Below are 2,442 nucleotides of genomic sequence, written 5' to 3'. Positions count from 1 at the left end.
GTTGCCAGATTCGCGCGCAACTGGCCCACCACGCTGGACGGCAGGCTGGCCAGGTTGCGCGCCTGGTTGATGAGCATCTGCGCCTCGTTCTGGAGCTGCTTGATCTGGTTATTGATCTGCTCCAGCGTGCGGATCGCGGTCAGCGTGTTCTGCACGAGGTTCGTGGGGTCGATCACGACCCATTGCGCCTGCACGGCGGTTGCGGTGCAAAGCATGGCCGCAACGGCGGCGGCGAGAAGATGCTTTTTCATGATGGGTTCTCCTGGGGATGGGTGGACGAGAACGAGGACAGCAGTTCGGCGGCCCAATGCAGGCCGCGATGGCGCAGCCAGGTGGCTGCGAACGGGGTGGAGGCGGATGAAGCGGCGGCGAGCACCGCGTCGATGTCGCGCTGGTCTTGCGGCGTGGAAGCGCCCGCGAAGGCCAGCGTCGCCGGCCCCAGGTCGAGGTCGAACAGGCGGTTGCCGAGGCGGGATTGGTAGTAGTAGTCGCGCTTCGGAACTGCTGTGGCGACGATCTCGATCTGGCGCGAGTTCAGGCCGAAGCCCTCGTAGATCGTGCGAATCTGCGGCTCGGTCGCCTGCGGATTGGGCAGGAAGATGCGGCTGGCGCAGCTTTCGATGATCGCGGGGGCGATGCTCGAATCCTTGATGTCAGCCAGGCTCTGCGTGGCGAAGATGACGCTCACATTCTTCTTGCGCAACGTCTTGAGCCACTGTCGGATGCGCGCGGCAAACACCGGGTCATCCAGGAACAGCCAGGCTTCATCGAGGATCAGCAGCGTGGGCGCACCGTCGAAGCGTTCATTGAAGCGCGCAAAGAGGTAATGCAGCACGGCCATGACCGCGGCCTTGCTGTGCATCAGCTCCTCCATCTCGAAGCACTGCACGTCGGCCATGCCCAGCCGGTCAGAATCCGCATCGAGCAACTTGCCGTGGGCGCCGCCGAGCACGTAGGGCGACAACGCTTGCCGCAGCGCGTTGGATTGCAACAGTACCGACAGGCCGGTCATGGTGCGCTGCTCCACGGGCGCACCGGCAAGACTGCCGAGTGCTGACCAGATAGCCGCCTTCTCGTCGGGGCCAACTGCTACGCCTTCATGCAGCAAGCGGCCTTCGATCCATTCGGCCGCCCAGGTGCGGTAGCCCTCGCGGTCGATGCGCGCCAAAGGCTGGAAAGCGATCTCGCCATCCATCCCGAGGTCGTAGTGCTCGCCGCCGAGGCCCAGAATCGTGGCGCGCATCGAGCGCCCCATGTCGAAAGCAAAGATGCGCGAGCCGTGATAGCGGCGGAACTGCATCGCCAGCGTGGCGAGCAAGACCGACTTGCCCATGCCCGTGGGGCCAGCGACCAGCGTATGCCCCACGTCGCCAATGTGCGTCACCAGCCGGAACGGCGTGGCGCCATCGGTGCGTGTGACGATCAACGGCGGGCCGCCCAAGTGGTCGTTCTTCTCCGGCCCGGCCCACACGGCGGACACCGGCATCATGTGCGCCAGGTTCAGCGTCGAGACGATGGGCTGTCGGACATTGGCGTAGGCGTTGCCGGGGAGCGAGGACAGCCACGCATCCACGGCATTCAGCGTCTCTGGGATCGTCACAAAGCCGCGGCCCTGGATGACGCGCTCCACCATGCGCAGCTTCTCGTCGGCCACGGCGGGATCGGTATCGAGCACCGTCACCGTGGCGGTGACATAGCCGAAGGCCACCTGGTCGCTGCCCAGCTCCTGCAAGGCCGCATCGGCATCGGCCGCCTTGTTGCTGGCGTCGGTATCGACCAGTGGGCTCTCCTGCTGGAAGATCGTTTCGCGCAGCAGTGCGATGACGTTCTTGCGCTTGGCGAACCACTGGCGGCGCAGGCGGGCGAGTTCCTTTTCCGCCTCGGCTTTGTCGAGGCACAGGAAGCGCGTGCTCCAGCGATACGCAAAGCCCAGGCGGTTGAGGTCGTCCAGAATCCCCGGCCAGGTCGAGGTCGGGAAGCCCCGCACCGACACCACGCGCAGATGCTGGTCGCCCAGCATGGGCGCCAGGCCGCCTACCAGCACGGAATCGGTCAGCAGCGCGTCGATGTGGAACGGCACCTCGGGCACCGCCAGCGAATAGCGCCGCGTCGAGATGGTGGCGTGCAGGTAGGTCAGCGTCTGGCTGTCATCGAGCCAGGCGATTTCCGGCATCACGCCATCGAGCAGGTCAAAGACACGATCCGTCTCCGCGACGAAGGCTTGCAGCCGCTCGCGCCAGTCCACGCCAGTCGTCGGCGTGTTCTCGTAGAGCATCTTGGCGGCACGGGCACGGGATTCCTCGGGCGGCAGATACACCAGCGTCAGGTGATAGCCGCTCTCGAAGTGATTGCCTGCGTCCTCGAAGGTGGCGCGGCGTTCCTCGTCCACCAGCCACGACAGCGGTTCGGGAAACGTCGAGTGCGGATAGTCGGCGGCGGCGC

At 65.6% G+C, this 2,442-nt stretch carries 2 protein-coding genes; both read right to left on the bottom strand.

From position 1 onward, the window contains the following. The coding region (locus K320_RS0117850) for a DUF4141 domain-containing protein (protein WP_024540139.1) at positions 1-251 on the bottom strand (251 nt) is incomplete at its 3' end. After that, positions 248-2,442 (bottom strand): conjugal transfer protein TrbE (trbE, locus tag K320_RS0117845; protein ID WP_024540138.1); only part of this gene is annotated, 2,195 nt, incomplete at its 5' end. The genes trbE and K320_RS0117850, both read right to left, overlap by 4 nt.

This window comes from Comamonas badia DSM 17552, from assembly GCF_000484635.1.
Classification (GTDB): Bacteria; Pseudomonadota; Gammaproteobacteria; order Burkholderiales; family Burkholderiaceae_C; genus Comamonas_C; species Comamonas_C badia.
This window is presented reverse-complemented; position numbering and strand designations above follow the sequence as displayed.